The following is a 25,299-nucleotide window of genomic DNA, read 5'->3' as shown; positions in this document are numbered from 1 at the left end:
GGATGGGGCGGACAAGGCAAGACCATCCCGACTCTTTTGCGAGCAGTCTCAGCAGGCGTGCGTCAGGCGGTGCGGCAGGCCGCGTCGTCTGTGGCCCGGGTCGATGCGCCCCAGCACGAAGTCGTCGGCTTGCGCGCCGTTCAGGGCCTTCAGGGGAATCTCGGCCCTGGCCGCGGCCCTGTGCCCGCCGGCCGAGCCGACATCGCCGAACAGACCCTTGGCGACCTTGCCCACGTCCTTGCCCAGACCGTCGCCGCGAAAGATGATCACCAGCTTGCCGTCATAGACGCCGGAAATGGCCGTCCAGGTCACCTCGTGCACGCGCAGGAAGAAGTCGGCCAGGATGACCAGGATGTCGGGATTGGTCACGGAGTGCATGTGCACGTGGATGCCGTTGGGCAGCATCACCAGGTTGCGGAAGGCCCAGTTGAAGTACTTGAGCCAGGACAGGTGATACTCGCTGCGCACGATCTTGCGCAGGATGGCGTGGTCGGCGAACTTGTTCAGATAGCGGAAAGCCTTGATGTCGGCGTCGATGAACTCGCGCTCGAAATCCTGGGTGTCGGACTTGATGCCGTAGAGCAACGCCGTGGCCAGCAGGCGGCTGGGCTTGATCTTGAGGTTGTACAGGTACTCGGTAAGCATGCTGGCCGTGGCCCCGTACTCGGGCTTGATCTCCACGTAGTCCGCCTCGTTGGGGCGGCCTTCCGGCACGGGGTGGTGGTCGATGACGATGGAAAAATGGAAACCCTCGAACTCGGGGTTGTGCGAAGGCTGCGAGTCCACGATGGCGTAGCGGTCGAAGCCTTCGGCCTGCTCGCGGCTGATCTCGTGGGTCGGGATGCGCAGGTACTTGATCATGGCCAGGTTGTCCGGCCGCGAGATGGTGTTGATCTGGCCAATGGCCACGGATTTGACCCGTCGCGAGATGATGCGCTTCAGCGCCATGGCAGAGGCCATGGCGTCCGGGTCGGCGTTGATCATGATGAGCCAGCGCTCGTCCTTCTTGAGCAGCGCGAGCATGCGCGGGAGCTTGTCGCCGAGTTTTCGGAAGTAGGACATCGCACCCTTTGGGCCGCTCGGCCTATTTAAGTTGCAGCGGAAGCCCGGCGGCCACCAGCCAGGCTTTGTCGGCCCGTTTGGCCACGGCCCGGTTCAATTCGCCCAAGGCTCTCACGAAGGCCCGCGTCTCGCTCGTGGCGGCAATGGGGCCGAGGCCAATCTCCGCAGAGACCAAGAATATGTCACTTTCCCCCCAGGAATCAAGGCAAGCCAGCAGCGCGCGGACATGGCCGTCCGGGTCCGGCGACTGGCGGCAGGCGAAGAGCCAGAAATCCAGGGCGTCCACCAGCACGCAGGCGTAGCGGCCCTTGGCGGCGGACAGTACGCCGGCCAGGTCCGTGCCCGCCTCGGCCACGGGGATGTCCGTGGGCCTTTCCTGCCTGTGGCGTTGTATCTGCGCGCGAAAGGCCGGGTCCAGGGCCTTGCCCGTGGCCACGAATAGCCTCGGCTCCTGCGCGGCGAGCAGATGCTCCAGGGCGAAGTCCGACTTGCCCGACTTTTCGCCGCCAAGGATCAGGGCGATCATGTCGCCGCCTTCCCGGGGCATGCGGTGCTCGTGTCCAGCAGCTCCGGCAGGATTTCTCCCAGGGCTTGCAGGGAGGAAAGCAGGTCCGATGGCCGGAAGCACTCGACCATGAGCGTCCCGTCCGGCGGCAGCAGCGTAAGGCACTGGGCCAGCACGGCCAATCCTTCGGCGTCCAATAGGGCCAGGCTTTTGTGCTCCCCGCGCGGGCCGGGAGCGTAGGCGTGGATCATGGCCACCCGGCCGGTCAGGCGCGGATCGTCCAGAATGTGCCGTTGACCAAAGGCCAGCATGTGGCCCAGGTCCAGGCAGATGGAAAAACCTGCCGACGCGATGACGGGAGCCAGCTCTGTCAGGTCCTGGCCGTCCACGTTCTCCAGCAGCACCCGCGCGGGATCAATGTCCAGATCGCGGAACAGCGCGGCCACCTCCGGCAGCAGGTCCGGGCCGGGCGGATGGAGCACGAAGCAGCGCGGCGAGAGGTAGCCGACCTTGTCTATAAGCCCGCGTATGGCCGTGGAAACTTCGTGCATGCCGGCCTGCCAGGGCAGGTCCAGGGGCAGGTGGATGTGGAAGCTCAGCCCCAGCTCCGCCAGCCATGCGGGCAGGTCGTCCAAGTCATATTCAAGGCAGGCTTTGGTTTCGAACAGGCACAGGCCGACTTCGGCCACGGGGCGTCCTGGAAGGGCGGCCAGCTTCTTGCAGTTGCCGGGCAGTGCTTCCGGCCACACGGCGGAAGGCGCGGCCAGACGCCAAGCCGCTCCGGCATCCGAGCATGCGCGTGGGCTATTTATTTTTTTTAGGAAATTGATTAAAGGCATGTGCATTCCGGTCGCGCTAGGTTTGTATTGCGGAGAACATCTCCGGGGAAGGGTGATGTATGGCTAGATTGCGACTTGCGGTGCGCCATGTGTTCAATCCATTGCATGTGTTTTGTCGCCTGCGCGATGCTGGCGTTCGTGGCCCTACGGCCATGCGCGTATGTCGTTTGTACGAGCGCTGGTTCTATAATCTCATCCTGACGCGCGCCCTTTAGTCGGCCGCGGCGTTACTCGCCTGTCCGAAGCCGGACTACGACAAGGCGCCGTCCATCCTGCATCATTATATTCCAAGAAACGTAACAGACGGTTACAATAGACTGAGCTGCTCGGCCTGGCTCACCGTGTTTGCCACGAGCCTGGACTTGCACAGGAGTTCGTCGGGCAGATGCGCCAGGAAGCGCGATACCGGCAGGCGCAGCTCCTTGCCGTACAGATCCCTGCGGCCGGAGTGGCTCAGGTGCAGCATGCGCCGGGCGCGCGTGAGTCCTACATAGAACAGCCGCCGTTCCTCAGCCTCGTCCATCCCGTTGGTCCCGCTCTGACCGCCCTGCGTGGCCTTGCCGGCCAGGAAGTCCGAGCCCGCGAAGGGCAGGATGCCATCCTCCAGGCAGGGCAGGAACACGGCCTCGAACTCCAGTCCTTTGGCCGCGTGCAGAGTCATGATTTGAACGCTCTCGGCCCGGCCGCGCACCATTTCCAGGTCCGACTGCAGATGCACCCAGTTGACCAGCCCGATCCAGCCGCCGTTGCGCTCCCATTGCTTGCTCAGTTCACGGAAAGCTTTGCTTTTCCAGAAGAAGCGATCGAACGGGCCGGATTCCTGAAGATAGGCCGACAGGGCCAGTGGGCCTTGGAAAAGAATTTTCTCGGGCAGCTCAGGAATTTTTCCAGTCTGCTCGTCCTGTTCCTCCGGGAAAACCTGATTCGGTCCGGGTGAGGCCATGCCCAGGAAACGGCAGGCCTCGGCCAAGATGAGCGCCACGCGCGGCTCGCGCCAGAAGGCTTCGGTTTCGGGCACGGAGGCCGGGATGCCCAGGCGGTCCAGGACGCGGCGCACGGGCTCGGCCAGTTGCCGGAAGCGCACCAGCACGGCGACTTGGCCGGGCGAGAGTTCGCCGCATTCGGATGCATCGGCCAAGCTGTGGCTGGACGGGCCGATGAGCGCGCGCACGCGTTCACCGATCCAGGACAGCTCGCTGGCCGCCGTTGGCGCGGCGAACAGGCGTACCTCGGCCTGGCCGGGAGCGCGCGGGGTGAGCCTGGGCGCATCGGGGAAAAGCGGGGCGGCCAGTTGCACCAGTTCGGCGCAGGATCGGTAGTTCTCTTCCAGGGCCAGCACCGAAAGCTTGGGCCACTTGGCCTTGAGGGCGGCCCGAGCGTCGGGCGCGGCCCCGCGGAAGGCGTAGATGGACTGGTTGGGGTCGCCGATGGCGAAGAAGCCGCGGCCGCCCTCGGGAGCCAGGGCCGTGACGAGCCGCAATTGCAGCGGCGTCAGGTCCTGCACCTCGTCCACCAGCACGTGCGCGTAAGGCGGCGCATAGATGGCGGCTTCGATCTGCTCGACCATGAAGAAGATCAGGTCCGTGTAATCGACAAGGTTCCAGGATTCCTTCTGTTTGCCGTAGAGCGCCAGGGCCTCGGCCAACTCGGCCGAAGGCTGCTCCATGCGCTCGCGGGCCACGCTCACGGCCTGCCAGGCCCGGCGCAGTCGGCCGCCGTAAAGTTCAGGATTGACCTCGGCGAACAGGCGCAAGGCCGATTCCTCGTCCATGAGCACCGGCGATTCGCCCCATGCCTCGCGCCAGCGGTCGAAGGCCAGGGCGTGCAGCGTGTCCGCGCGGGGCAGCTCGCCGCCCCCGGGCTTCAGGGCCGCCAGTCTTTCGCGCAGCTCGCCGGCGGCACGGCGTGTGAAGGTCACGGCCAGTATCTGCTCTGGCCGCTCGCCAGCGTCCAGCAGACGGCGCACGCGGCCCATGAGCGTCTGGGTCTTACCCGTGCCCGGTCCGGCCAGCACGAGCACGGGCCCAGGACCGGCCTGCAGGGCCTTCTTTTGTGAGGGGTTGAACTCCAGGGGCTTGGGCGAGTCCTGCGTCCTGGACGCACCATTGGGGCCAAAATTTTCGACCGGAGCATCGTCCCCGGCGGGCTCGCCTTGTCCGCTCGGCTCCAGGCCGGCCAGGAACGTGCCTTTGCGCAGTTGGCTCAGCTCGCGCGGACTGAAGACGCGGATGACGCCGAACTCGCCATCGTAACCGGGCTGGCGGATGACCGCGCCGCGCCGCATGCGCTCCACGGCCTGGCCCAGCAGCGGTTGGCAGCGCTCCAGTTCCTCGACAGGCGCGTCCTGCAACAGGCCAAGCTCCGAGCCGAAGCTGGCCACGCAGGCGGCATAGGCGGCCCTGACTTTTTTCGTGGACGGTCCGCTGCCCAGGATTTCCGAGAGGATCTCGGCCAGGGGGATCAGGGACGTGAAGCCGGGCTGGCGCGCAGGCTGTTGCGCCTGGGGCCTGTCGGCCAGCTCCATGACCCGCGAGAGCACGCCCACGGTCAGCGGTTTGCCGCACACGGGGCACAGCCCGCCGCGCGCGCGAGTTTCCGAGGGTTCCAGGACCACGTTGCAGTTGCGGTGACCGTCCAGGTGATACTTGCCTTCCTCGGGGAAGAATTCGAGCGTGCCCAGGAAGCGCGAGCCCAGTCCCTCGCCCTTGAGGGCCCGGTAGACGCTGGCGTATTCCAGCTCGCCCGAGAACAGGTTGGCCTCGCGGCCCAGCTTTTCACCTGAATGGGCGTCAGAGTTGGAGATCATGCGCAGGCGGTCCAGGGCCGAGATGTGCCAGTTCATCTCCGGGTCCGAGGATAGGCCCGTCTCCAGGGCGAAGATTTCTCCGGCGAGGTCCCCGAAGCATTCCTCCAGGGAATCGAAGCCGGATTTGGAGCCGAACAGGGAGAACCAGGGCGTCCAGACATGGGCCGGCACCAGGAAGGCCTGTGGATCGGTCTCCAGGACCATCTCCAGCAGGTGGCGCGAATCCAGGCCCAGAATGGGCCGTCCGTCCGAGACCAGATTGCCGATCTCTGCCAGCCGCCGGTTGAGGCGCTTGGCCTGCTCCAGACCCGGCATGTAGACCAGGTTGTGCACCTTGCGGACCTTGCCGCCCTTCTTGTAAATGGAGCTGATCTCGGCCTGGAGCATGAAACGCGTCTGTCCGCCGTAGCGAAAGCCGGAGATCCAGGGTATCTCGCTTTCAAGGCAAGCATGATCGCGCAGACGAAGCAGCCCGCTGCCGTCTTCCTCCAGTATTTCCTCCAACTCGGCCAGCCAGCCGGGATGGGTGAAATCGCCCGTGCCAAGCAGGGTCAGGCCCTTGACCTGGGCCCAGGCGGCCAGCTGGCGTGGGGTCAGGCTCTTGCTCGTGGCCCGCGAATGTCGGGAGTGCACGTGCAGGTCGGCCCGGAACTGACGGTCCATGATGATCTCCGCCCAAGGTTCGCTGTTTCGTATATCCGCGGAATTGTGCAATGCTTTACGGCGCAGGTCAATGGTTGCGCGTCACGGCATGCCACGATCAAGTCAGGGAATGGCAATTGTGCGGGCTTTGTGCGCCTGCCCCAGCGTCGCGGGGCGCAAGGGCGCATGCCTTGCCAGCCGCGACCTCTGCGGGTTAGGTTACGAGTTCAGGCCCATGCCGGCGCCTGGTCAGGAGAGGAGATGTCTTGAGCAAGGACAGCGTGATGCACACCCCAGGCGCAAGCCAGGCCGCATGCCCTGATGAGCAGGACCTAGCGGCCTATCTCGACGGTCGGCTTCCGCCCGAGGAGCGCGACCGGTTCAAAGCCCACCTGGACCAATGCGCGGCCTGCAGGGAAGCCGTGGCCGAACTTGGCGCTCTGCTCGGCGTCGACCTGCCCGACGCGCCCGACGAGGTGAAGGGCAGGGCCAAAAGACTGCGTAATTCCTGAGAGCGGCTCCCCGCCGCCCGATCAATCCGAGCTCAGCTGCGAAACCAGGTCGTCAAGATTGTCCTGGACGCCCTCGAGTTCAGCGAGAAGGGCTTCCAGTTTGGCGTAGCGGTTTGTCAAATCACGTTCCAGCCTATCCAGGCGGTTCTGTTCCTGCTCCATCTTCTTTTCAGTATTGGCGATGATCTCATCGTAGTTGTCCGCGATGATGGTTAGCACGCCGTTTTCGGTGCTCGTGAGTTCGGCCACCTCGGCGCTCAGGGCTGGGATCAGGCCTTGCTTCACGTGTGCGCTGGCCTCATGCGTGCCGGCGATATGCGTGTTGACCCGCAACGACAGGCCGGCCTCGGGAGTGCCCGCGGCTCCGATGATCGACCAGCCGCTGATCGTGGCCGCGTTGCCGTTGATGGTGGCCGAGACGAGCTCGCCGGTGCCACTATCGATCTCGTATTCGATGTCGTATTCGCCCGGGCTGGTGATGCCCTCGATGGCGGAGACGAAAGACACCTCGTTGGTATCGGTCGTGCCGGAGCCGTTGGCTGCGAACAATTCGGCCACGGCCTCGGGATAGGCTTCCAACGCTTTCTGCAGCACATCCTCGTCCACCTCCAGCAGGCCGAAGCTGTCGCTGTTCTGATCGGTGCAGGTGGTGATGCCGATCTGGGCCAGGGAACTGTACTTGTCGCCCAAACCGGTTTCCGAGTCGTAATAGGCGAAGCCCGGAGCCGTGGACGACACGAGATTCTTGAGGTTCTGCTCCACGATCTCGATGCCGTAGTTGCCGCTCAGGACGCGGCCAGTTTTCGATCCGCTGACGTCTACGGAGCTGTCCTCCTCCTCCTCATCATCGTCGTCGCTGGAGCTTGTCGAGTCGTCGTAGGCGTCCAGTTCCGAGATGGCCGCGCGCACCTGGTTGGTATAGTCCACGAACGCCAGGATGTTCTCCTTCATGGTATCGGTGTCCACCTTGATGTTCACCTCTATGCCGTCGGCGGACGTCGTGTCGTACAGATGCAGGGTGAGGCCTTCGACGATATCGGAGATGTGGTTCGTGTCCCGTTCGATCCACTCGTCCGCGCCCGTGGGCCAGCCGTCCACCTTGAGCTTGGCGTTGCCGGCGGTCTGGGTCTGCTCCATGTCCGCGGCGGTGAAGTCCAGGCTGCCCGTATCCTTGAAATCCAGCGTATTGTCAGCGCCCAGGTCCATGCCCTTGAACTGGATGTAGTATTCGCCGCCGTTGGAGATGAGCGTGGCCCGCACCATATCCTTGGTTTCCGGATTGCTGTTGAACTGGGTCACGAACTCGGACACGGTCGTGCCGGCGGCGACCTCCAGGGTGTATTCCTCTCCCGCGTACTCGAAGGTCAAGGTTGTGTTCGTGTCGGTGAGGGCCTCGGCCGTATCCGTGAAGCCGGTCCCGGTCACCCAGATGTCGTTGGTGGCCAGCTGGTCGACAACGACATTGTGTGAACCGGAGTCCGCATCGCTGTCGACGTCCACGCCCACCAGGCTCGCATCCGAACTTGTGGCTGCCTTGGTCAGGAATTTAGTGGAGGTGTCGAAATCGGACAAGGCGGTCTTATAAGCCAGCAGCAGGCTGTTGAGGTCGCGCAGTGCTTCGGCCTTTTCCTCCCATTCCGACTTCCAGTCATCCATCTGGTTGTAGCGGTAGCTGGCCGCCGTGAGCTGCGCCTCGATGATGGTATCCCAGTCGGTCTCGCTGCCAAGCCCGCTGATGTTGATGCTGCCGGAAGTGTATTCTGCCATGGCGTGCTCCTTGCGCGGTCTACATGTAGTCGAGCAGGCTCAACTTCAGGATTTTCGAAGAGGTGCTGAGCACCGACTGGTAAATATACTCGCTACGGGCCAGATCCACGCTGAGCTGGATCTCGTTCACGTCCTCCACGGCGCTCAGGAAGGTTTCGGCGCGATCCTTCTCCAGGGTCAGGGAGGTCTGGGCCAGTTCGACGCGGTTGATCCTGCCGCCGATCTCTCCGGCGGCGCTGGTCAACTGCTCATGGGCCGACTTCAGCTTTTCCAGCGAGTCGCCGATGGCGTCGCGCTGGTTGAACTCCATGTAGCCGATGAGCTCGCCCGCGATCTCCAGCAGGTTGCTGTCCGGGTCGCCGGCGGCCTCGCCGTTGTACAGGCCTCCGAAGATGTCCTTGCCCACGGCGTTGACGGTCACCGAGGATGTGTCCGAGATGGGCAGCTTTATATCGGCCTCATGCGGACGGACGGAAAGAATATCCCCCGAATACACGTCGCCCGAGGGAGCGGCCGTGAGTTCCACGTATCCGCCGGGCACGGCCAGCACCCCGCCCGTGGCGGTCTGGGCCGTGACCCAGGAGTGGCCGCCGTCGGTGCTGTAGGAGTAGTCCAGCGTGCCGGAGATGTTGGCGTCGCTGTCGAAACGCACGAGCACGTCGCCGGAGAAGTAGCCTTGGGCCGTGGCGCTCACCTGCGACGTGCCGGACAGACTCACCGGGGATGTGTCGTTGTCGTCGCCAAGGTACTGCGCCGCAGGCCGCACGAACAGGATGGTTCCGCTCGTGTCGTCGTCGACACCCGTGTTGGCCGAGACCACGGAACCGGCGGCCAGCCCCACCTGAACGCCGCCCAGGTCCAGCTCCGTATCGCCCGCGGCCAGCGTGGCGTCGATCCAGGTGTTGCCGCCGTCCATGGAGTAGCGGTAGGTCAGAGCGTCGGTGCCGACCGTGCCCGCGGAGGTGAACTGGACCTTGATGCTCATGGCCGACGATCCGCTGACGGATACCACGGCGTCCTGGCCCAGAGTGTCATCGTCCACCGTGGCCCACAGGCAGGTTTCAAAGGCTGGGCTGTCGGTCTTGTGCCCGGCAAGCACGTGATCGCCATTGAATTCCGTGTTGGCCAGACGCACCAGCTCCTCGTAGATCTCGCGGGCTTCCAGGGCGATCATGCTGCGCTGCTCGGCCGAAAGAGTCCCGGTGGAGGCCTGCTGAGCCAGCTCCTCCAGGCGCGTGACCAGCGTGCTGGAACTCTCGATGGCGTCGTCCACGGCGGACAGCCAGCCCTTGGCCGTGTCCAGGTTCTCCTGGCGCTGCGCGATCTCGCTGAGCAGCGTGCGCGAGGTCAGCACGTTGCGCATGCCGGACGGGTCGTCCGAGGGGCGGTTGATGCGCTTTTTCGAGGCGTTCTGCTCGCTCAGGCCGACATAGTCCGCCAGGGACTTGTTCATGTTGAGGATGGCGTTGTCGTAGATCATGGAGGTCGAGATGCGCATGAGATTATCCTCCTAATCCTTGAGCGAGAGCACGGTCTCGAACATCTCGTTGGCGGTGGTGATGAGCTTGGCCGCGGCGTCGTAGGCGTCCTGCAATCTCGTCAGGTTCACCACTTCCTCGTTGACGTTGACCCCCGCCACCGACTGCTGGCGTTCGTAGAGATCCTGGGCCAGGGCGAAGGATACCTCGAAGTTGGTCTTGGCCATGGCCTTGTCGCCGCCCACCTTGGATACCAGGGTGGCCAGGCATTCGCTCAGGGAGCCCTGCATGGACCAGTCGGTCGTGCTCAGGGTTATCTCCGTGTCGCGCAAGGCGGCCAGAGCAAGGGCCGTGGTGCCGTCGCCCTGGTTGACCTCGCCCGCGCCGTTGACGTGGGCCGAGTTCACGCGGCCGGGATTGGCCAGCAGCTCGGGGTTGACGGCGATGGACTCCAGGTCGTCGCCCGTGAAGAACGTGTTCAGCCCCAGGCCCGCCAACAGCCCTGTGGAGTCTCCGGCGGACTCGAATTCGTAGCCGTCCTCGGCCGCGAGCATGAGTCTGCCGTCGGTGATGCTGGCCGTGAGCTGGCCGGGGAAGGTGTCGTCGATGGCGTCGCGCACGTTTTCCAGGCTATGCACGCTCGGGTCGAAGGTGGAGTAGGTGTTGCCGTCCGTGGCGGTCACGCCGCTGAAGTCCACGCTGGTGATGCCCAGGGCCTCGCCCGTGTCTTCGTCGTAGAGCGCGAAGGACAGGCTGCCGCCGGTCAGCCGGTCGGCGAAGGACAGACCGCTTTCGCTCAGGGCCCGGTCCGTGTACTCGGCCTCGTAGGTGCCGAGCAGGGATTGGTGGTGAGACAGGCCCGCGCCCTGGCTGTGGGCGTAATTGACCTCCCAGATAAGCGAGGCGGCCAGGGCGTCCATGCGCTCCTGGGCCTCGCCCAGGTATTCGTCGCGCGAGGCCAGCAAACCGGCCAGGCTGCCGCCTGACAGACGGTTGGACGCGTCCTCCAGGGGGGTGACGTTGACCATGTTCGAGGTCGTCTTGACCCAGTATACGCCGGTCTTGGGCACCACGTTGAAGCGGTCGCCCGCCTCGATGTTCGTTGTGGCTGGAATGCTGGAGTCCGAGGAGTCTCCGAACCAGATGGACAGGCCGTCGACCTCCACCTGATGGTCGATATCACCGGCCGTGAAGGTCTGCACGCTGCCGTCATCGTTGCTGAGCCAGGTCTTGCCGCCGTCCGTGGAGACCTTGAAGGTCGCGGCTCCAGCCCCGCCCGACGTATCGCCCGAGGTAAGGAACTCGATCCGCAGCTCGTTGCTCGACGAGCCCTCGAAATAGACGGCTCCGTCGAAGCCCGAGGTCGTAGTGAGCGAGGCCGTGGCCCGGGGGCCCTGCACCGTGAAGGAGTAGGCCTTGGAGCCGTCCACCAGGGTCTGGCCCTCCAGGGTTTGAACCGTGATCTGACCGTCCTCCTGTTCGATGGTGCGGATGTCCACGTATTCGGCCAGATCGGTCAGCAAGGTGGAGCGCTTATCCTGCAGTCCCGCGTTTTCGGGATGGGCCACTAGGCCTTTGTTGACCTCGGCGAGCTGCCCCAGGATGTCGTTGACCTCATTGACCTGATCGCGGATCTCGGCATTCATGCGCTCTTCTTCTCTGCGCATGTCAGCGTACAGGTCGTTGAGCATGCCGGTCAGGCTCTCGGCCGTGCCGAGCAGTTCGGTGCGGTTGGCCGTGCCGCCCGGGTCCGAGGGCAGGGCCTCGAAGCCGGTCCACAGCGAGTCCAGCACCGCGGACAGCCCGTCGTCCTCCACCTGTACGAACAGTGATTCGATGGCCGTACAGTTGGATGTCACCGTAGACCAGTAGGTGCTGTCGGCGGACTGGCCCAGGTATTGGTCTTCGAGGTAGCTGTCGTAGTTGCGCCGGATGGCCTGGATGATGGAGCCGTTGCCCACCTGGCCATAGTATTTGTCGGTGGTGGTGCGCGTGGCGAAGTCCACGGTGCGGCGCGAGTAGCCCGCCACCTCGGCGTTGGCCATGTTGTTGCCGGTGACGTTGATGGCTGTCTGGTAGTTGAGCAGCGCGTTGGCGCCTATGTAGTACAGATTCGATATCATGGCTTGGGCCTCCGTGGCTCGATGCGGGAGCGCCGTCAGGCGCTCCCGCCCTAACCGCTACGAGCGCTTGAGGTTGATGACCTCGCCCATGAGCGTGTCCGTGGTGGTGATGACCTTGCCGTTGGCCTGGAAGCCGCGCTGGATGGTGATCAGGCGCACCATCTCCGTGGACATGTCCACGTTGGACTGCTCCAGGGTGGCCGAGGCGATGTCTCCGCGGCCACCGACGTTGGCCGTGCCCGTGCGGGCCATGCCCGACTCGGTGGTCTCGGAGAAGAGGTTGCCGCCTTCCTGCTTGAGGCCTTGGTAGTTGTCGAAATCCGCCACGGCCAGCACGAACAGGTCGATGATCTGGCCGTTGGAGTACTGGCCCGAGACCACGCCGTCGTCGTTGACCGAGATATCCTGCAGGAAGCCCGGCGCGTAGCCGTCCTGGGTCTGCACTGTCGAAGTGGAGGACTCGTCGTAGCTGGTGAAGGCCGTGGCCGAACGGTCGGGCGTGTCGTAGTTGGGCAGCAGGGTGAAGTCGGTGCCCACGTTAGCGGCGCTGGTCACGCCGGCAGGAATATTCCAGCCTACGTTGGTTTTATCGGACAGGCCGAAATCGATCTCGATGGGCAGTGCGTCGGCATCCGTGGTGAAGCTGGCGTTCGGCTGACCAGTGAAGTTGGCCGTCAGGGTCGGCATGCCATTGTCCGACAGCTCGGCTGGCACCCAGCTGGACAGAGCCGAAACGGTGGAGCCTGTTGCGGCGGAATCGAGCGTGAAGGCGTTCATGCCGACCATGTTGCCCGAGCCGTCGAAGGTGATGGTGCCGGTCATGAGCATGCCCGCGGACGAAGTCGTGTTGAGCTGCGTGCCGTCGGCAAGAGTCCGGCCGTCCTGCGCTGGATCACAGGTGACTACGTACTCGAAGACGCGCTTGCCGTTCGGGTCCGCAGCCATGGACGCCGCGTCCACGGGATCGAAGTAGACGGTCAAGTCGTGAGCCGTGCCGCCCTCGTCGTAGACCTTGATGGTCGTCTGGTAGGCGTAACGATCGTCGCCCAGGGGTGTCTCGGCCGTGCCGTCCCAGTTCGTGAAGAGCGAGAAGAACGGATTGGTCGGGTCCACGGAGTTGTCGTCGCTGTTCAGGTCCAGGTTGCTGGCCAAGCGTACTTTTTCGGTGGCCTTGGGCGGCGACTGGTAGCTTTCCAGGCGGATGTCTTTCAGGGAGCCCACGGTGGTGACCTTGCCGTCGGACGAGCCGTCGGCGGCCTTCCAGCCCTGGACCACGTAGCCGTTGGGGTCGGTCAGATAGCCGTTCTGGTTGAAGGTGAAGTTGCCGGCGCGGGTATAGTAGGTCGAGCCGCTGGTCTTGTTGGTGACCACGAACATTCCCTTGCCGCCCAGGGCCACGTGCGTCGATTCGGAGGAGGCTTCGTGCGGGCCCTGGGTGTAGTTGGTGTAGATGGTGCTCACGCGCGAGCCGTGGCCGACCTGGTCGAAACCGCTGGCCGTGGACAGCTGCGAGTAGAACATGTCCTCGAAGTGCACCGTGCCGCTCTTGAAGCCCAAAGTGTTGGCGTTGGCCAGGTTGTTGCCGATGACGGACATGGACTCGCTGTGGGACGTCAGGCCCGATATGGCGGTCCACATGGAATTGGAAAGACCCATGCTGGTTCTCCTTTATTAAGCCGGGCGAGCGCTACGCGTCGGCCTGGTCGTCTTGGTCGTTTTGGATGCCCCGGGTGATGCTGGTCACGTTGTCGAGGTTCACGGTGCGGCCGTCATCCAGCTTCAGGTAGATGGTGCCGTCCTGGGTGAACACGGCCTTCACCGTGCCCGTGACGCTGGTGGAGACGGAAACGGCGTCGCCGTTCTCGGCTTCGGCCGAAAAGCCGACGGAGTACGTGCCGTCGGGCACCTCTTTCCCGTTGTAGTCGAGGCCGTCCCACTGGAAATCGTGGGCGCCCGCCTGGGCTGAACCCAGAATGACCGTATCCACGATGTCGCCGTTCTCGTCGTAGATGTAGGCCGAGACCGATTCCGCGTCCGAGCCCAAGGTGTAGGTCATGGGGGAGATGCTCTCGCCGTCCTTGGCCACGGTGTAGCCGCCGGCCTCGACACCCATGCCGATGTAGCCCGCGGCCTGCGTCGCACCAAGGCTGGCCATGCCGGCGATGAGCGTGTCCATGGCCGTGGAGATGTTCGTGAGCTGCTCAAGCTGGGCGTAGCTCGTCATCTGGTCCACCATCTGGGCGTTGTCCGTGGGTTCGGTCGGGTCCTGCTGCTCCAGTTGGGCGACGAGGATCTGGAGGAAGTCGTCCTGGTCCAGGGAGGAGGACGGTTCGGCATCGGCCTCGGGCATGGTGCTGTTCAGGTAGGACGTAACGTCGATGTACATGGCTCGTTCTCCTTGGAAATATGTCGGTTCAGCGCGCGCAGGCCTGCCTGGCGCACTGGTCTTTGACGATGTTCCTGGCCGCCTGGAGGACCTCCTCGGGCGTCCCGGGAGTTTCGATCGCCAGGGCTCCCAGGATGTGGCGCAACTCGATGATCCCGGCCCGGCAACCCGCGCAGCCGGCCAGGTGACCTTCGACCTCCCGCCTCTCCCTGCCACGCAGTCGGCCGTCCAGGTAGGCGGCCAGCTCGACCAGGGGCGGGCAGGAGGTTTCCAGGCCCGGGATGCCGTCCAGCAGGCGCTTGGCGGCGAGCCTGGAGAGAACCTTTTTCAACAGTGGAGTCATGGCGTCCTCCTATTGGGCCAGCTCGCAGATCGCCGGCCGGCAGGCCATGCGGATGCGCCCCCAGGCCTCGCCTTCAAGGCTGCGCACCACTTGAGGGGCAACGCCCAGAACGTTCGCGGCCTCCTCGAAGCTCAGGCTCTCGTCGTAGAGGAGCCGCAGGACGAATTTGTGCGTGGGCTCCAGGATGTCGCCCTGGCGGTCGATGGCCTCCTCCTTGCCCGCCACGTCCACGCCCATGGCGGCGAAGATCGTCGAAAGCTGGGAGGTCGGGTAAAGGGACTGCCTGATGTGGTTGAGGGCCGCCTTTTCGGCGTATAAAGAAAGCCATGTCTCAAAACTGCACTTGCGCCCGTCAAAGCTGTTGAGAGCCTTGCAGTCGTCCATGGTAAGCTTGGTGTAGATGCCAAGACTTATTGCTTTGGCGAGATGCCGTATGTTTCCGCAGCGCCTGGAAACAAGCACTCTATATACTGACGCGTATATGTAAGGCATGAAAGCTTGCGCCAGGGCATCGCTTTTGTGCGGTTCACACGGCACTTTGAATGCTTTCAGGGAAGGGAGCAGGGATTCCATGATTCATTATCCTCCTTGATAACCTGAAGTGCTTGGCGAACCAGCATGAACATGCAGTTCTCCATCTTCACTTCTTTATACGTAGGAGGGGAGTGAGAACATCCATGGCCCTCGGAAAAATAGTTTGCACGAGCTTCGCGGCGAGCAACCGCAAGAGGGCGAGCGCGGGTTAGGCGCGGAGTCGGGTGCGAAATCAGGTATGAAGGAGAAAACTATTGGGAACTGACGGGGTCGTGGCTGGGCCGGCGGTGTGGCTCGCCGGAAAAAACTAAAGCCGGCCAGCTGTACGCTGCCCGGCTCTAATCGGCCCACGGCAATGACGGAGTAAATGCGGGAACGAGGTCCCGCTTGTGGCTACTTGGGGCTGTACAGGCCGACCACGTTGCCTTCCGAATCCAGCACGTGGGCGAAGTGGCCCATGCCTTCGCCTATCTCTGTTTTGGGAATGACCACCTTGCCGCCCGCCTTGGTGGCGCGGTCCAGACAGGCCTGCAGGTCTTCGCCGCCGTTCAGGTATACGCGCGTGCCGGCCACGCTGGGATGGTTGCCGGGATCGGCTACCAGGGCTCCCGAGGGCTGACCCTTGGCCGCGGGAAAGAAGGCCATGTTCTGGCCATCCATGCCCATGGGCTTGAGCGTGATGTCCAGCATGGCGGCATAGAAATCCATGGCCCGGCCCAGGTCCAGGACCGGAATGGAGAACCAGACCACGGGTTGCTCGCTGACGGTCATTGTGTCCGCTCCTTTGTGCTCCGAACGCGCTTGTCGAGTGATCGCGGATCCTTCAACCACTGATGGGCGAAGGCCGGCCTTACGTCAAGGTTTTCATTACCGCTCGCTGCACTTGCCTCTTCGGGGCTTTTTGACCATACATTGAGGGGATTGGCACCGAGCCGCATTGGCCGCGTTGCCCAGGAGGCCAGCGTGGATATGAAGCATTTCGTCGAAATGATCGTCATCGCCCTCGAGGCCAGCGGCATCGCCGTCATCGTCCTGGGCGCGCTGACCCTTATCTGGCGCTACGCCACGGGAATCCTGCGCGGCGTTCCGGCCAGCCATGCATACCATCTCCTGCGCCGCAACCTGGGCCGGGTCATCCTGCTGGGCCTGGAATTTCTGGTGGCAGCGGACATCATCAACACGGTCTCGGTGCAGCCCAGCTTTCGGGACCTGGGAGTGCTGGGCCTGCTCGTGATCATTCGCACCTTCCTGTCCTTCGCCCTCGAAATCGAGATCAACGGCCGTCTGCCCTGGAGGATGGGCAGCGATGCAAGCCCAGGGCTCTAAGGCCGCGTCCTTCATCTTTGGATAAGGCTCGTTAAAGCCTGCTCTGGTCTCGCGCAGCCCATAGACGTCCAAGCCCGGCCTGTCGCTTTTCGCTCATCGTGGTATGGTGAGAAGCCGATACGGTTGAGGGAGCGTGTGTATGTCCGAAGAATTGAAAAAGGAATTGGAGCGCAAGGACCGGCTGATCGATGATCTCGGAAGGCGGCTCGCCGAATGCGAGCTGCGCGAAAGCGAGCGCGGGCGCGCCGGGAAGGGCTGGTGGGGGGAGACCGCCGGAGATGGGCTGAGGATGCTGCAGGCGATCCTGGAGTTCATTCCGGAGGGTTTGGCCATCGCCGAGGGGCCTGATGCCACCATGAGCATGGTCAGCCGCTACGGCCGTGAGACTTTCGGCAAATCGCTTGAGGACATGCAAGGGTGTTCATATCAGAATCTCCTGCGGAGGGTGGCAGTCTTGAAGGCGGACGGCGTCACACCCGTAAAGAGAGAGGAATGGCCGCTCGTGCGCACCATCGCCACAGGGGAAGTGGTTGAGGAAGAGGAGCTCGTCATCCTGCGCCCGGACGGCAGCCAGGTGCCGATCCTCTGCAATGCCGGACCGATCCGTGACGAGGCCGGCAACATCAGGGGCGGAATGCTCTTTTGGGTGGACATCACCACGCAGAAGCAGTTGCGGGACAGCTTTAGGGAGAGCGAAGAACGCTTCAGGGCCATATTCGACCAGGCCGCGGTGGGCATGGCTCAAACCGCTCCCGACGGCCGCTTCCTCCGGGTCAATACCAAATATTGCGAAATGCTCGGCTACTCAAGCGAGGAGCTTGCCAATCTTTCGATTTATGACGTCATCTACCCCGAGGATCTCGAAGAGGAACGCGTCCTGATCCAGCGGCTGCTTGATGGAGACATCCCGGCCTATTCGCTGGCGCGGCGATGTTACCGGAAGAACAAAACCATCGTCTGGACGGAAGTCACCGCATCCGTGGTGCGCAAGCCGTCGGGCGAGCCGGATTACGTTATCTCCGTCAAGGTCGATATTTCGCAGCGCAGAAAGGCGGAGGAACTCCTGCTTCGGAGAGAGCAGGAGTACAGAAACCTGGCTGAGAATTCTCCCGACATCATTGCCAGGATAGGCAGAGACATGCGTTACCTGTACATCAATCCCGCCGGAGGGCGGATACGAGGGGCTCCGCCAGCGCACATAATAGGCAAGACCGTCTATCAACTGGGATATACGCATGAATTCAGTAAAAGGGCCGAGAAAAGGGTCGCACGGCTCTTCTCCACGGGCAAGGAGGAGACCTTTGAGTATGAATTGTCTTCGTCACTCACGGGGTCGAGGATCTTCCAAGCCCGTATCGTTCCCGAGCGTGACAAGCATGGCGATGTGGAGTCCGCCTTAATCATCTCCAGGGATATCACGGACCTCAAACAGATGGAGTCCGAGCTGAAAGCAGCCAAGGAGGCCGCCGAGGAAGCCAATCGGACCAAAAGCCAGTTCCTGGCCAACATGAGCCATGAGATCAGGACTCCCATGAACGGCATCATCGGCATGACCGAACTGGCTCTCGCAAGCTGCGCCAATGTCGACTGCGGCACATATCTCGGCATGGCCAGAAAATCCGCGCGGAACCTCCTCGGCATCATCAATGACATCCTGGACCTGGCCAAGATCGAGTCGGGCAAGGTCGAGATCGAAGAGTATGCATTCGATGCGCGAGCCTCGCTGGAAGCCCTTTTTGCGACAATGGCCCTGGACGCGGAAAGAAAGGGGCTGCGCTTCGACGCCCGCATCGATGCGAACGTGCCGGCTCGCCTGAAGGGAGACGAGAGGCGCTTGCTGCAGGTTTTCACCAATCTTATTGGAAACGCCGTCAAGTTCACCCTGGAGGGCGGGATAGCCGTCAAGGTGCTGGTGGCGGACCCGGTTAGCCTTGGTTTGCTGGAATCCTGCCCGGACCCGGCAGCGGTCTGCCTTTTCGCCTCCGTCAGCGACACCGGGATAGGCATTCCCGCGGACCAGATCGGAAGAATCTTCGAGAGCTTCGCGCAGGTCGGAGGCCACGCGCACCTCAAATTCGGCGGAACAGGGTTGGGCTTGTCCATCAGCAAGCGGCTTGTGGAGCTGATGGGCGGGAAGCTCTGGGTCGAGAGCGAACCCGGCAAGGGCAGCACGTTCACATTCGCGGTGATGCTTAAACCGGCGGAGGCGGCCCGGCCGGAGCCCGAGCCGCAAGTCCAGGCTGTTCCCCGGCCAAGTCTCGAGCCGCGCAAAATTCTCCTGGCCGAGGATGATCAGATCAACCAGATCCTGGCCATGAGCCTTCTTGAACGAAGAGGCCACAAGGTGACGGCCGTGGAGAACGGCAGGGAGGCCATCGAGGCCCTTCAGCGGGAGTGCTTCGATCTTGTGCTCATGGACGCCAGGATGCCGGAGATGGACGGCGAGGAAGCGACCAGGATCATCCGGGAGTCCACACCGCCGGGAGTGGACAAGAATATACCGATCATCGCCCTGACGGCCTATGCCCTGAAGGGGGATCGGGAGCGGTTTCTCGCCGCGGGCATGGATGACTACATCGCCAAACCCCTTGATCTGGAAGAACTGGACAAGGTGCTTGCGAAGGTTCAGGACGCGGACAAATGCAGGAAGTCAGGCGGCTGACGCGGGCGGTCGCCAGGCGGATAGCGTTTTCTTCGGCTTATTGCCCCACGAAGTGCTCTCCCCAGCGCAGCCAGAGCCACAGACCGGTGAGCGCGAAGGACGCCAACGTCACGGGCAGGCCCACGCGCAGATGCGCGCCCCAGGTCACGCGCACGCCGAAACGCTCGGCCTGATCGGCCACGATGAGGTTGGCGATGGAGCCCACCAGGAGCAGGTTGCCGGCCAGCGTACTAGACAGGGCCAGCACAAGGGCGGATTCGGGAGCCATGGCCTTGGGCAGCAGGAGCATGACCGCGGGCACGTTGGACACGATGTTGGACAGCACGGCCGTGGCCGCGAACAGCCAACCGCCGTGGTTCAGGTCGATGCCCGCCCGCTCGGCCGAAGCATAGACAAAATCGAGGATGCCCGTGGCGGACAGGGCGTGGTTGACCACGAACAGGCCGAGGAAGAGCAGCAGGAGCGGCCAGTCCACCAGGGCGAACTTGTCCCGCGAGGCGAGCTTGCGGCTTAATAGAAGCACGCCGGCGCAGCCAAGGGCCGCGACCTCGCGCGGCGGAACGCCGGCCAGGAAAACAGCCATGAGGATGCCCAGAAAGAACAACCCTTTGCCGGTCTGCCAGGCATTGAAGGCCGGGGCCTGCGTGGGTGTTCCGACTCCGGCAGCACCCTCATGCCATGACTCGTCCCAATCGTCCCGGAAAACCAGGCAGACGATGACCCACAAGGCCGCAAGGCTTGCGGCGACAGGCACGGCCGCGTCCAGCAGGTAGGCCGTGAAGGACAGGCCCGTGATCTGGCCGATGAGCATGTTCTGGGGATTGCCGATAAGCGTGGCCGCCGAGCCTATGTTGGAGGCGCAGGCCAGGGCCAGCAGGAAAGGCATGGGCTTGAGGTTTCGTTCGCGGCAGCCTTCCACCAGGATGGGCGTCATGGCCAGGCAGATGATGTCGTTGGCCAGCAGGGCCGAGAGCAGGGCCGAGGCCGCGATGACCAAGCCCAGCAGGCCTTGCGGCGGCAGGTCGGCCGCGGCGATGGCGCGCGTCACGCGCGTGTAGAAGCCGCCCAGGCGAAGCTGAGCCGAGACGACCATGAGTCCGAAGAGCATGGCCATGGTCGGCACGTCCACGGACAGCCAGGCTTCGCGCGCGGTGAGCGCGCCGCCGGCCATGAGCGCTATGGCTCCGAGCACGGCCACGCCCGTGCGATCCAGAGCCAGCCAAGGCAGGCGGCCAAGGGCCATGCCCAGATAGACCACGACGAAGACGGCAAGGACCAAACTATGCATTGCTGCGCCAACCCTCATATGGATGGAAGGATCGGCAGGTCTTAGGCCCACGCCGGGCGGAAAGCAATACTGGCTGCGTGGGCTGGAGAGAGCGGAATGCCTTAGGCTTCGCCGCGCAGCATGTGCGCGCGAACCCTGGCCAGGGCCTGGTGGCGGATGCTGCGCACGGTCTGTTCGGTGATCTCCAGGTTCTTGGCCACGTCCCGCACGTCCATGTCCAGCTCGTAGAGCATCCGTAGCACCATGCGCTGCCGCGAGCTGAGTGCCTCGAACGGGATATCCGGGCAGGAGTCGCCGGCTTCGGGCTCGGCAGGAATTTCATCCAACTCGGCCTCGATCATATCCCGCGTGGCCCGGACTTCCTTGCGCAAGTGGTCCAAGGTGGTGGAGCGGGCGACCACCGCAAGCCAGGTTCGTAGGGAACTTTTGGCCGGATCGAAGGAGCGCAGCAGGCGATAATCGTGCTGCACGAGTTTGAGGAAGACCTCCTGGGCGACATCACGCACCGCATCTTCGGATGCGTGCGGATTGCGTTTGCGCAGCACCGAGGCCGCGGTCCAGTAGATTACCCGGGCATTGGCCTCGACAAAGGCGTCCCACGAACGCTTGTCACCGCTGCACAGGCGACCGAGATCGATATCCATGTCGCGCGTTGTCTGGCTGTGTTCGGTCATGATGTCCTGGAACATTTTTCCTCCTCGTGGGATGGGCGGCATTTTTTTCCCGGTTTCAAATCCTGCCAGGTTCAGCGGAACCCGGCGGGAGCCTTGCGGGTCCGTATGACGGAAAGAAACGCCCCAAGCGATGCCCACATGCGGACAATCTGCAAGGGTCAGGCTGCCCAAGGTCAAGGATGGGTAAATAAATGTATAGGCTATGTAGGAAATTCTAACGTTGAGTGGCTGTAATATGTAGGGAGATTTCGGCTTAACGTATTTTTTACGTTTTCCTAACTCTTTACAGCCCTAAGCTTGCATGTCTCATGTGATAAGGACAATGCGACGGCCATCCCGAAGATGCGATTCAAAAACAGGGCAACAGCGCACAACCTATGCAGAACATACTTATTATAGATGACGACATCGCCCTGGGCGAGCTGCTGGTGGAATACCTTTCCCGCGAGGCCCTGGAAGCCACGATCGCATCCACGGGCAAGGAGGGCCTGGAGCTTGCGCTTTCCGGCCGTTTCGACCTGGTGCTTCTGGATCTTATCCTGCCCGACGTGGACGGTCTGACCATGCTGTACATGCTGCGCAAGCAGGACGGCCCGCCCGTGTTTATCCTGTCTGGCCGCGGTGATGATGTGAGCCGCATCGTGGGCTTGGAAATGGGAGCGGACGATTTCCTGCCCAAGCCCTTTGAGCCCAGGGAACTCGTGGCCCGCATGCGGGCCATCCTGCGCCGCACCTCCAAGGCCAAGTGCTCGGCGTATAGCGAGCTGCAAGTCGGCGACCTGCGCCTGGAGCCCCGGTTGCGCCAGGCTTGGCGTGGCGAGGAGCGCCTGACCCTGACCCAGAACGAGTTCAACCTTTTGGAAACGCTCCTGCGTAGCGCAGGACAAGTCGTCTCCAAGGAGGATCTGTCCCTGGCCGCCCTCGGCAGGGAGCTCTCGCCCCTGGACCGCAGCGTGGATGTGCACATCAGCAATTTGCGCCGAAAACTGGGTCCCCAGCCAGACGAGAGCGAGCGCATCCGCACCGTGCGCGGTGTGGGCTATATGTATATGGAGCGTTTGGACAAGATCGGCGGACGCCTGGAGCGCGTCGATGAGGACGCCGGTTTCGCCTGGGTGGCGGGAGCGCGCCTCAAGTCCCGCTGAGTTGCGCCAGTGGTGGGTGTAAAAGCCCTGTTTTAGAGCATTTTGCTTTTGAAAATGCTCTGCGAGCCATGCGTCGGCATGGCTTGCCGCCGCGTAGGCGCAGGTGAAATTCACTTGCGCCGTCAACGCCGGAGCGGGCGTCTTAAAAGCAATCTGCTCAAAATGTGGGCTGGTGCGCTCGGCGCTTCGGTCAGCTCGTTGCGGTCCTCGCCCTTGAGCTGATGCCCGCAAGCACTTTTTCCAACTCGGCCATGGCGAACGGCTTGGAGATGTGCTCGTTCATACCCGCCTGCAGAAACCGTTCGCGATCCTCATCCAGTCCGAAGGCCGTCATGGCGACAATGGGCACGCCCGGATCGCCTGTCCGCCCCTCCCGAATGTGCCGTGTCGTTTCAATGCCGTCCATGCCGGGCATGTTCACATCCATGAGCACGACGTCGAACCTGCCGCACGCGAGCGCGTCCAATGCTTCCTGGCCGCCCGAGGCCGTGGCCACGTCGTGGCCCCTGCGCCTGAGGATTTCGGAAGTGAGCATCTGATTGATAAGGTTGTCCTCGACCAGGAGAATCCTGAGCGAGCGTGGCGCCGTGGACTGGGGCGTTCGGGCTGGTTGCTTGCTCTCGCACGTCCCTGCCTCCGCTACTTCCAGCACGACGGTGAAGCAAAAGGTGCTCCCCTGTCCAAGCTCGCTCTCCACCCATATTCTGCCGCCCATCTGCTCCACGAGCTGCGTTGAAATCTGCAGCCCCAGGCCCGCGCTCTCGCTGCTCGGACGGTCCAAGTCCAGGACGTGCCTGAAGCCCTCGAAGAGGTGTTCGCGCCGGTCCTGAGGGATGCCGATGCCGGTGTCCCGCACGGAAAAGAGGAGCCGAATGCGTCCATCTCCCCGGCCGCATGCCGCATCGCGCTTCACGCTGATGCTGATCCGGCCCGTGTCCGTATACTTGATCGCGTTTCCCACCAGGTTCATGAGAATCTGGCCCAGGCGCAGCTCGTCGCCCATGAGCCGCGCGGGGACGTCATCCGCGACGGCTACCGCGAGATCAAGTCCCTTGGTCCCGGCCGTGACAGCCAAGGGCCTGAGGATCGCCTGCAGCAGGTGGCGAGGCTCGAACGGCTTGCGCGCCAGCTCGGTTTTGCCGGACTCGATCCTGGACAAGTCGAGCAGGTTGTTGATGAGGCGCAGTAGATGGCTGGCCGATTGCTCGGCGATCCGGACATAAGAGGCGGCCTCTCCACTTATGTCGAGCGAGGGCAGAAGCTCGATCACGCTCTGGATGCTGTTCAGAGGCGTGCGGATTTCGTGGCTCATGTTGGACAGGAACGTGCTTTTGGCCCGGCTGGCGGACTCCGCCGTCTCCTTGGCCTGTCGGAGCTCCTGTTCGAGACGCAGCAGGTCCGTGATGTCCCGGCCGATGGCCAGCACGCTTTCCACCTGACCGTCCTCGGAATATTCTGGGGTAAGGCGATACTGGATGTGCAGGCTACCCTTTTTTGGGTTCAGTTGGAGCACGAAGATTTCTTCCTCACCGGAATCGAACACTTCGCGAACCGCCTGTTCATAGTCTTGGCGCGCTTCAGCGGAGATAGGCGTGCCGGATAGACCCTGGCCGATCAGTTCGGAATAAGGGACGTCGAGGGCCAGCGACAGCGCTGCATTGGCGTAGGTCCGCACGACGTCCCGATTGTAGCGCACGATGGGGTCCGGAGCGTTGTCGGCCAGGTTCCGGAACTCCTGCTCCCTGCGGGCCAAGGCCTCCTGCGCGCGCTTCTGCTCGGTAATGTCGCGCCCGACTCCCTGGTACTCAAGGATCCTGCCGTGCGCGTCGAACAACGCTCGGTTGATCCACTCCTGCCAGCGCTCCTCGCCACTCGGGGAATTAATGGGATGGGTTAGGAACACGAGGGGCTGTTCCGGTGTGGCGGATGCCAGCTGTCTGCGCAACTCGTCGCTGACGGATGACGGAAGCAAGTCGAAAAGGTTTTTGCCGAGGACATTCTCGGCGGGCGTGTCGTGGAACCGGCAGACGGCTTCATTCACGAAGGTTATGACCCCGGCGAGAGTGAACCGTGTGACGAACTCGGTCAGGTCTTCCACGACGGCCCGGTAGCGCTCCTCGCCCTCCTGCAGCTTTTTTTCCGAGTGCATCCGCTCGCTGATGTCCCGGATGGCGATGATGTGGGCGGTTTCGCCTTGAAACTCAATTTCGGAAGCGGTTATCTCGACGGGGAAGACCATCCCGTCCTTTTGGCGGTGATAGCGCACCGGTATATAGGACCTGAAGTGGTGGGTAGCCTGCTTCGTTGCATGTGGTTCTGCCGATACGTCCGTGTTCTTGAGCCGAAGCAGCTCTTCTCGGGAGTAGCGATACATCGTGGATGCTGTTTCGTTCGCCATGAGGATCTGGCCGTCGGACTGCCGGACGAGGAAAATGGCCTCCGACACCGACTCGAACAAGCCTCTGTACAGCTCCTCGCTCTCTCGCAGGCGTTCCTCCGACCGTCTGCGCTCTTCGATCTCGGTCTCCAGGTCCACCGTACGCTCCCCAACGCGCTTCTCCACTTCCTGGTAGAGGCGCTCCAGCGCTCGGTTGGACCACTTGAGCGCCTCTGTCTGCTCCTCGGCCTTGGCCTTGGCTGCCGCAAGCTCCTCCTGCAGCCGTCTCATCTCCGACACATCCCGAACTATGGATAGGAAAGACTCCACCTGCCCCAGGCAGGTCCGTTCCGGACGGATCACGGCCTGGAAATGGCGCGTGCCGATCGGAGTCTCGAAGTCAAAGTACAGGACCTGATCACTGCCAGTCTCCCTAGCGCGTGTTTGTGCAGACTCCATCTGGCGCAGCAGATCACTTGAATTATGGATGATTTCGCGGGGGTGCTTGCCCACAAGGCACTCGGGAGTGAGCAGCCCGCCGGTGGCCTCACGAATAGCCGGGCTGACGTACTTGTAGCGTCCGTCGGGGCCGAAGACGATGATCGTGTCCGGTGCGCTCTCGACGATCCTTTTAAAGTCTGGTTCGGACATACTGTTCCTCTCCGGCAGTACGCTAAAAACCACCGAGGTGGCCTTTGGCGTGCGCAGGGTGGCTGTAGCTAGGGAGCTGTTACAGCAGTGGAGAGATTGTCGTATATCGCAGAGTACTGGAGCAGCAAGCACCAAAATGTGATGACGGCGGATGAGATGGAAGTGATTTGCTGCTCCTG

At 62.9% G+C, this 25,299-nt stretch carries 20 protein-coding genes; 5 read left to right on the top strand and 15 right to left on the bottom strand.

Going from position 1 to position 25,299, the window contains the following annotated elements:
- Positions 1 to 48: 48 nt before the first annotated feature.
- The 3 genes from H585_RS0100395 to cbiR are packed head-to-tail and all read right to left on the bottom strand — an operon-like array spanning position 49 to position 2,406.
- Complete coding sequence (locus H585_RS0100395; protein ID WP_027366300.1) at positions 49 to 1,062, bottom strand: DHH family phosphoesterase; 1,014 nt, start codon at positions 1,060 to 1,062, stop codon at positions 49 to 51.
- A 22-nt stretch (positions 1,063 to 1,084) separates the two neighbouring features.
- Entirely contained in the window at positions 1,085 to 1,588 is a 504-nt protein-coding gene (locus H585_RS0100390) for a bifunctional adenosylcobinamide kinase/adenosylcobinamide-phosphate guanylyltransferase (protein ID WP_027366299.1), read from the bottom strand.
- Positions 1,585 to 2,406, bottom strand: coding sequence for a cobamide remodeling phosphodiesterase CbiR (gene cbiR / locus H585_RS0100385; protein WP_027366298.1), 822 nt, complete (start codon positions 2,404 to 2,406; stop codon positions 1,585 to 1,587). The genes H585_RS0100390 and cbiR overlap by 4 nt, the downstream gene beginning before the upstream one ends.
- A gap of 59 nt (positions 2,407 to 2,465) precedes the next feature.
- Between cbiR and H585_RS23435 the strand changes: the two genes are divergently transcribed.
- Positions 2,466 to 2,621 carry a hypothetical protein gene (locus H585_RS23435; protein ID WP_169432892.1) on the top strand — a complete coding sequence of 52 codons (156 nt, stop codon included), beginning with the start codon at positions 2,466 to 2,468 and terminating at the stop codon, positions 2,619 to 2,621.
- A gap of 92 nt (positions 2,622 to 2,713) precedes the next feature.
- Here the strand turns inward: H585_RS23435 and H585_RS0100380 are convergent, their stop codons facing one another.
- A complete protein-coding gene (locus tag H585_RS0100380; protein WP_027366297.1) occupies positions 2,714 to 5,875 on the bottom strand; it encodes a UvrD-helicase domain-containing protein in 3,162 nt (1,053 codons plus the stop codon).
- Positions 5,876 to 6,120: 245 nt separating this feature from the next.
- On the opposite strand from H585_RS0100380, the gene H585_RS0100375 reads away from it, so the two are divergent.
- Positions 6,121 to 6,366 (top strand): anti-sigma factor family protein, encoded by a 246-nt coding sequence (locus H585_RS0100375; RefSeq protein ID WP_014258583.1) that lies wholly within the window; start codon positions 6,121 to 6,123, stop codon positions 6,364 to 6,366.
- A 21-nt stretch (positions 6,367 to 6,387) separates the two neighbouring features.
- Here the strand turns inward: H585_RS0100375 and fliD are convergent, their stop codons facing one another.
- The 8 genes from fliD to H585_RS0100335 form a co-directional block, all read right to left on the bottom strand.
- Positions 6,388 to 8,133, bottom strand: coding sequence for a flagellar filament capping protein FliD (gene fliD / locus H585_RS0100370; protein WP_027366296.1), 1,746 nt, complete (start codon positions 8,131 to 8,133; stop codon positions 6,388 to 6,390).
- A gap of 19 nt (positions 8,134 to 8,152) precedes the next feature.
- The gene (gene flgL, locus H585_RS0100365; RefSeq protein ID WP_027366295.1) at positions 8,153 to 9,631 is read right to left on the bottom strand and encodes a flagellar hook-associated protein FlgL; all 1,479 of its coding nucleotides are present in this window, start codon (positions 9,629 to 9,631) and stop codon (positions 8,153 to 8,155) included.
- A gap of 12 nt (positions 9,632 to 9,643) precedes the next feature.
- Complete coding sequence (gene flgK, locus H585_RS0100360) at positions 9,644 to 11,734, bottom strand: flagellar hook-associated protein FlgK (RefSeq protein WP_027366294.1); 2,091 nt, start codon at positions 11,732 to 11,734, stop codon at positions 9,644 to 9,646.
- Between the two features lie 57 nt (positions 11,735 to 11,791).
- Positions 11,792 to 13,390, bottom strand: coding sequence for a flagellar hook protein FlgE (locus H585_RS0100355; RefSeq protein WP_027366293.1), 1,599 nt, complete (start codon positions 13,388 to 13,390; stop codon positions 11,792 to 11,794).
- 31 nt (positions 13,391 to 13,421) lie between these two features.
- Positions 13,422 to 14,120 (bottom strand): flagellar hook assembly protein FlgD, encoded by a 699-nt coding sequence (locus tag H585_RS0100350; protein WP_027366292.1) that lies wholly within the window; start codon positions 14,118 to 14,120, stop codon positions 13,422 to 13,424.
- A 28-nt stretch (positions 14,121 to 14,148) separates the two neighbouring features.
- Positions 14,149 to 14,463 carry a zf-HC2 domain-containing protein gene (locus tag H585_RS0100345; RefSeq protein WP_027366291.1) on the bottom strand — a complete coding sequence of 105 codons (315 nt, stop codon included), beginning with the start codon at positions 14,461 to 14,463 and terminating at the stop codon, positions 14,149 to 14,151.
- Between the two features lie 9 nt (positions 14,464 to 14,472).
- The gene (locus H585_RS0100340) at positions 14,473 to 14,847 is read right to left on the bottom strand and encodes an RNA polymerase sigma factor (protein ID WP_237707661.1); all 375 of its coding nucleotides are present in this window, start codon (positions 14,845 to 14,847) and stop codon (positions 14,473 to 14,475) included.
- Positions 14,848 to 15,390: 543 nt separating this feature from the next.
- Positions 15,391 to 15,768, bottom strand: a complete 378-nt coding sequence (locus H585_RS0100335; protein ID WP_014258575.1) for a VOC family protein — start codon at positions 15,766 to 15,768, stop codon at positions 15,391 to 15,393.
- Positions 15,769 to 15,966: 198 nt separating this feature from the next.
- Here H585_RS0100335 and H585_RS0100330 point away from each other — a divergent pair, with 198 nt between their 5' ends.
- Both H585_RS0100330 and H585_RS0100325 read left to right on the top strand, forming a co-directional pair.
- Positions 15,967 to 16,323, top strand: a complete 357-nt coding sequence (locus H585_RS0100330; protein ID WP_244432457.1) for a DUF1622 domain-containing protein — start codon at positions 15,967 to 15,969, stop codon at positions 16,321 to 16,323.
- Positions 16,324 to 16,462: 139 nt separating this feature from the next.
- Positions 16,463 to 18,985, top strand: a complete 2,523-nt coding sequence (locus H585_RS0100325; RefSeq protein ID WP_027366288.1) for a PAS domain-containing sensor histidine kinase — start codon at positions 16,463 to 16,465, stop codon at positions 18,983 to 18,985.
- Between the two features lie 37 nt (positions 18,986 to 19,022).
- On the opposite strand, the gene H585_RS0100320 is transcribed toward H585_RS0100325, so the two are convergent.
- Together H585_RS0100320 and H585_RS0100315 are read right to left on the bottom strand one after the other, a co-directional pair.
- The gene (locus H585_RS0100320) at positions 19,023 to 20,273 is read right to left on the bottom strand and encodes an SLC13 family permease (protein ID WP_027366287.1); all 1,251 of its coding nucleotides are present in this window, start codon (positions 20,271 to 20,273) and stop codon (positions 19,023 to 19,025) included.
- A gap of 101 nt (positions 20,274 to 20,374) precedes the next feature.
- Complete coding sequence (locus H585_RS0100315; RefSeq protein ID WP_027366286.1) at positions 20,375 to 20,962, bottom strand: RNA polymerase sigma factor; 588 nt, start codon at positions 20,960 to 20,962, stop codon at positions 20,375 to 20,377.
- A gap of 362 nt (positions 20,963 to 21,324) precedes the next feature.
- Here H585_RS0100315 and H585_RS0100310 point away from each other — a divergent pair, with 362 nt between their 5' ends.
- On the top strand, positions 21,325 to 22,092 hold the full coding sequence (locus H585_RS0100310; RefSeq protein WP_014258570.1) for a response regulator transcription factor: 768 nt from the start codon (positions 21,325 to 21,327) through the stop codon (positions 22,090 to 22,092).
- A gap of 190 nt (positions 22,093 to 22,282) precedes the next feature.
- Here the strand turns inward: H585_RS0100310 and H585_RS0100305 are convergent, their stop codons facing one another.
- Positions 22,283 to 25,120 carry a PAS domain-containing hybrid sensor histidine kinase/response regulator gene (locus H585_RS0100305; protein WP_027366285.1) on the bottom strand — a complete coding sequence of 946 codons (2,838 nt, stop codon included), beginning with the start codon at positions 25,118 to 25,120 and terminating at the stop codon, positions 22,283 to 22,285.
- Positions 25,121 to 25,299: the final 179 nt, after the last annotated feature.

Origin of the sequence: Desulfocurvibacter africanus subsp. africanus DSM 2603, assembly GCF_000422545.1 — a bacterium.
Taxonomy (GTDB): Bacteria; Desulfobacterota; Desulfovibrionia; order Desulfovibrionales; family Desulfovibrionaceae; genus Desulfocurvibacter; species Desulfocurvibacter africanus.
The sequence above is the reverse complement of the archived record's forward strand: the minus strand, read 5'-3'. Positions and strand labels throughout refer to the sequence as shown.

What these genes read in the sequence shown, in the direction of transcription:
- H585_RS0100315 (WP_027366286.1), bottom strand. Translation starts at nt 20,962, where the DNA reads ATGTTCCAGGACATCATGACCGAACACAGCCAGACAACGCGCGACATG.
- H585_RS0100395 (WP_027366300.1), bottom strand. Translation starts at nt 1,062, where the DNA reads ATGTCCTACTTCCGAAAACTCGGCGACAAGCTCCCGCGCATGCTCGCG.
- H585_RS0100320 (WP_027366287.1), bottom strand. Translation starts at nt 20,273, where the DNA reads ATGCATAGTTTGGTCCTTGCCGTCTTCGTCGTGGTCTATCTGGGCATG.
- H585_RS0100350 (WP_027366292.1), bottom strand. Translation starts at nt 14,120, where the DNA reads ATGTACATCGACGTTACGTCCTACCTGAACAGCACCATGCCCGAGGCC.
- H585_RS0100330 (WP_244432457.1), top strand. Translation starts at nt 15,967, where the DNA reads ATGAAGCATTTCGTCGAAATGATCGTCATCGCCCTCGAGGCCAGCGGC.
- fliD (WP_027366296.1), bottom strand. Translation starts at nt 8,133, where the DNA reads ATGGCAGAATACACTTCCGGCAGCATCAACATCAGCGGGCTTGGCAGC.
- H585_RS0100325 (WP_027366288.1), top strand. Translation starts at nt 16,463, where the DNA reads ATGTCCGAAGAATTGAAAAAGGAATTGGAGCGCAAGGACCGGCTGATC.
- H585_RS0100335 (WP_014258575.1), bottom strand. Translation starts at nt 15,768, where the DNA reads ATGACCGTCAGCGAGCAACCCGTGGTCTGGTTCTCCATTCCGGTCCTG.
- H585_RS0100390 (WP_027366299.1), bottom strand. Translation starts at nt 1,588, where the DNA reads ATGATCGCCCTGATCCTTGGCGGCGAAAAGTCGGGCAAGTCGGACTTC.
- H585_RS0100345 (WP_027366291.1), bottom strand. Translation starts at nt 14,463, where the DNA reads ATGACTCCACTGTTGAAAAAGGTTCTCTCCAGGCTCGCCGCCAAGCGC.
- H585_RS0100380 (WP_027366297.1), bottom strand. Translation starts at nt 5,875, where the DNA reads ATGGACCGTCAGTTCCGGGCCGACCTGCACGTGCACTCCCGACATTCG.
- H585_RS0100340 (WP_237707661.1), bottom strand. Translation starts at nt 14,847, where the DNA reads ATGGACGACTGCAAGGCTCTCAACAGCTTTGACGGGCGCAAGTGCAGT.
- flgK (WP_027366294.1), bottom strand. Translation starts at nt 11,734, where the DNA reads ATGATATCGAATCTGTACTACATAGGCGCCAACGCGCTGCTCAACTAC.
- H585_RS0100305 (WP_027366285.1), bottom strand. Translation starts at nt 25,120, where the DNA reads ATGTCCGAACCAGACTTTAAAAGGATCGTCGAGAGCGCACCGGACACG.
- H585_RS0100310 (WP_014258570.1), top strand. Translation starts at nt 21,325, where the DNA reads ATGCAGAACATACTTATTATAGATGACGACATCGCCCTGGGCGAGCTG.
- H585_RS23435 (WP_169432892.1), top strand. Translation starts at nt 2,466, where the DNA reads ATGGCTAGATTGCGACTTGCGGTGCGCCATGTGTTCAATCCATTGCAT.
- flgL (WP_027366295.1), bottom strand. Translation starts at nt 9,631, where the DNA reads ATGCGCATCTCGACCTCCATGATCTACGACAACGCCATCCTCAACATG.
- H585_RS0100355 (WP_027366293.1), bottom strand. Translation starts at nt 13,390, where the DNA reads ATGGGTCTTTCCAATTCCATGTGGACCGCCATATCGGGCCTGACGTCC.
- cbiR (WP_027366298.1), bottom strand. Translation starts at nt 2,406, where the DNA reads ATGCCTTTAATCAATTTCCTAAAAAAAATAAATAGCCCACGCGCATGC.